Annotated in this window: 5 protein-coding genes; 2 read left to right on the top strand and 3 right to left on the bottom strand. The window is 66.4% G+C overall.

What is annotated here, in order from left to right; genetic code table 11:
- Together Q0W90_RS23960 and Q0W90_RS23955 are read left to right on the top strand one after the other, a co-directional pair.
- Positions 1-502: molybdopterin-dependent oxidoreductase (locus Q0W90_RS23960; RefSeq protein WP_297777110.1), on the top strand; the 502-nt coding region annotated here is incomplete at its 5' end.
- A 1-nt stretch (position 503) separates the two neighbouring features.
- Positions 504-857 carry a hypothetical protein gene (locus Q0W90_RS23955; protein WP_297599517.1) on the top strand — a complete coding sequence of 118 codons (354 nt, stop codon included), beginning with the start codon at positions 504-506 and terminating at the stop codon, positions 855-857.
- Here Q0W90_RS23955 and Q0W90_RS23950 read toward each other — a convergent pair.
- The 3 genes from Q0W90_RS23950 to Q0W90_RS23940 all read right to left on the bottom strand — a co-directional run.
- On the bottom strand, positions 823-1155 hold the full coding sequence (locus Q0W90_RS23950) for a hypothetical protein (protein WP_297599518.1): 333 nt from the start codon (positions 1153-1155) through the stop codon (positions 823-825). The genes Q0W90_RS23955 and Q0W90_RS23950 overlap by 35 nt on opposite strands.
- A 10-nt stretch (positions 1156-1165) precedes the next feature.
- Positions 1166-2239 (bottom strand): hypothetical protein, encoded by a 1074-nt coding sequence (locus Q0W90_RS23945; protein ID WP_297777109.1) that lies wholly within the window; start codon positions 2237-2239, stop codon positions 1166-1168.
- A gap of 82 nt (positions 2240-2321) precedes the next feature.
- Positions 2322-3086, bottom strand: a 765-nt coding sequence (locus Q0W90_RS23940) for an SDR family oxidoreductase (protein WP_297777107.1), incomplete at its 5' end; no start/stop codon positions are given.

Here is a 3086-nt window from a genome sequence, read left to right as displayed (position 1 = left end):
GGTGCGGGTGGGTGGTCTGGTGGAGAACCCGGTGACGCTGGACCTGGACGCGTTGCGTTCCCTGGCCGATCAGCAATCGCAGCGCGTGATGCACAACTGTGTGCAGGGCTGGACCAGCATCGGCCAGTGGAGCGGCGTTCCGCTGGCCGAACTCGCCGACTACGTGCGTCCCCTGCCGCAGGCGAAATACATCTGCTTTCTGACCATGCAGGACACCGGCCGCGACGAGCCCAGCGCGGAAGGAGAGGGCCAGTTCTACGAGGTGATCGATCTCGAACTCGCCTACAAGCCACAGACATTGCTGGCCTACGAGATGAACGGAAAGCCGCTGCCGATCAAGCACGGGGCGCCGTTGCGGTTGCGGGTGGAGACCCAGGTCGGTTTCAAGATGGCGAAGTGGATCAACCAGATCGAGTTCATCGACGACTACTCGGGCATCGGCCACGGTCTGGGCGGCTGGCGCGAGGACAACGTCCACTACGACAAGGACGTGGAGATCTGACATGGCGCCAAACGGGGTGCGGCCCGAGCTGGTCGAGCTGCAAAGCGTTGAGTGTGAACGGGTTTTAGAGCTGGTGGCCGTCAAGGGCGGGCACTGCGCGGGCTGCGGCGCCAAGGATTTTGCCGTCGGACACGCGCTGTATCTCGGGTTTCTGTTCCTCGACGAAGACGACGACGCCTTCATGGTGGGGTTGACGTGCCGCAACACCGGCTGCCCCGCGCCCCGGACCGGAATCGTGTTGGCGGCCAACGAGTTTCTGACCGAATATCAAGGCATCTCCAATATCGAGGACATCGCGAGCCGCGCCAGGGCGAGACAGGCTAGCGCAACCTGGGGTGGCTCGGGGTATCGGTGAACCGCGGCCGGGCGAGGCCGAACCTCTCGATCAAACCCGACACGGAACGCAGGTCGTCACATAGGGATTGGAACCGGCGTTCGGCGGCGTCGTCGAGCAGGCCAAGGCAGCTGTAATGCACAAGCCGCCGCAACCGCCCGGCGAGTGCTGCCCCCCAACGGATCCCGAAGTCGTAGATCTGCCCCTCGGACGCATCGTCGAGCCGTGCGAGTTCTTTGAGCGCCGCGATCTGCCCGTCGAGTAACTCGACGTCGTCATCAATCCCGATCGGCTCGGGTTTGCGCGCTGTCGTGCTCATCTGCCCTCCATCACAGGCGTGGCTTCGCCACACTGATCACGTAGGGCTGGCCGCGCAAGGTCAGATACACCCGCTGGGGACCGATCGCCATCCCGGACAGCGGCGCCGAGGCGACCGGGCCCGACGGCAGTCCCGCCCGGTAGTCGATGGTGCGGATCACCGGGATGGTTCCGTCCGGAAAGCCGGTGAAGCTCGCCGTTTCCAGCACCGTCACGTCGCGATCGGTGGCCGCGTAGATGCGCGTGTCGTCGGTGCCCAGATAGCGAACCGGCGACGACAGCTCGGTTCGGGCCAGCACTTCCAACCCCTCTTCGCCGCGGTGCGAGTCGATGGCTTGGAGCGTGCTGTCGTCGTAACCGGCGACATAGCTGCGCTCCGCCGAGGCGCCGTCTCCCGCCGCGGCAGCAACCGCCATCCGCAACGAGCCTTGCTCCTCGGGCGGCGACGTAGGGCCTTCGTAATAGCGGATTCCCGATCGCCCATAGAGGTGGTAGTCGATCTCACGTCCGCGGTTGGCGCCGATGATGCTCTCGGCGGGCTCGCCGGTGACCCTGGCCGTCGGCAGCGCGCGGAACCCGTACTGGTCCACCGGCGTCACCGACGCACCGTCCGCGGCCAGCGCCAGCAGCACCCGCATGCCGGCGTCTTCGGCGAGATACGAAGGCGCGGGGCCGGCGTCGAATGCGGCGATCGGCCGCAGGGTCGCGATGTCGACGACGGCGACCTTGCCGCGCTCCGGCTGCGGTACGAAGACGTGCCGGTCGTCCTCCTGGCTTATCTGCAGGTTGCGTCCGGAGCCCATCGGCTCCGACAGCCGAGTATGGGCCCTCCCGGATCCGGCGTACGTGATCGCGGCCAGCCGGTGATCGTCGGTGAGGCCCAGCAGGGCGTGGTCACGATAGGACCACACCGGGTCATGCATGGTGGCGCCGACGGCCGCCAAACTCACCGCCGGGGCGCTCTCCAATGAGGTTCCCGGCGCCGAACATCCTGTCACCGCCATGATTCCGGCGGTCGCCGCGACCGACCACCGCCGTCGCAACGCTCGCCACCGACCGCTTTCGATGGCCACGATCGATGCCATCCTTTCGCCGTTTACCCGTCCGGGCTGTACCCCGGTGGGCATCCCGTTACACCTGTCCGATCACGACCCGAAGGATCGCCGCCTACAAAATCGGCCTACCGCCCGTGACGGCCACCCGCGCCCCCGAGATGTAGCTCGCGTCATCGGAGGCCAGCAGCACGTAGATCGGCGCGAGTTCGGCGGGCTGGCCGGCGCGTCCCAGCGGCACATTGTCGCCGAAGGATTCCACGCTGTCCGGCGGCATCGTCGAGGGGATCAGCGGTGTCCATATCGGACCCGGAGCCACGCTGTTGACCCGAATTCCCTTCTCGCCCAACAGCTGAGCCAGGCTGGCGGAGAAGTTCGCGATCGCCGCCTTGGTCGCCGCGTAGGGCGCCAGGGTCGGATTGGGGGAGTCGGAGTTGACCGATGAGCTGCCGATGATCGACGAGCCGGCGGTCATGAACGGCAGGGCCGCCTTGGCGAGGTAGAAATACGCGCCCACATTGAGTCGGAAGGTGTAATCCCATTCCTCGTCGCTGATCTCGTCGAGGCTCTTGTGCATCATCTGGTAGGCGGCGTTGTTGACCAGGATGTCCACACCGCCGAATTCCTGCACCGCCCGGTCCACGACGGCGCGACAGTGGGCGGCATCGGAGAGATCACCGGGCACCAGTACGCATTTGCGCCCGGCGTTGGTGACGTACCGGGCCACGTCGCGCGCGTCGTCGTCCTCGTTGAGATACGCGATCAGCACGTCGGCGCCCTCCCGCGCGAAGGCGATCGCGACGGCGCGCCCGATGCCGCTGTCGCCGCCGGTGATGATCGCCTTTTTTCCGAGGAGTTTTCCCGAGCCCTGGTAAGTGTT

This window comes from Mycobacterium sp. (assembly GCF_025933915.1).
Taxonomy (GTDB): Bacteria; Actinomycetota; Actinomycetes; order Mycobacteriales; family Mycobacteriaceae; genus Mycobacterium.
This window is presented reverse-complemented; position numbering and strand designations above follow the sequence as displayed.

Coding starts and splice junctions, on each gene's coding strand:
- Q0W90_RS23950 (WP_297599518.1), bottom strand. CDS start 1,155: ATGAGCACGACAGCGCGCAAACCCGAGCCGATCGGGATTGATGACGAC.
- Q0W90_RS23945 (WP_297777109.1), bottom strand. CDS start 2,239: ATGGCATCGATCGTGGCCATCGAAAGCGGTCGGTGGCGAGCGTTGCGA.
- Q0W90_RS23955 (WP_297599517.1), top strand. CDS start 504: ATGGCGCCAAACGGGGTGCGGCCCGAGCTGGTCGAGCTGCAAAGCGTT.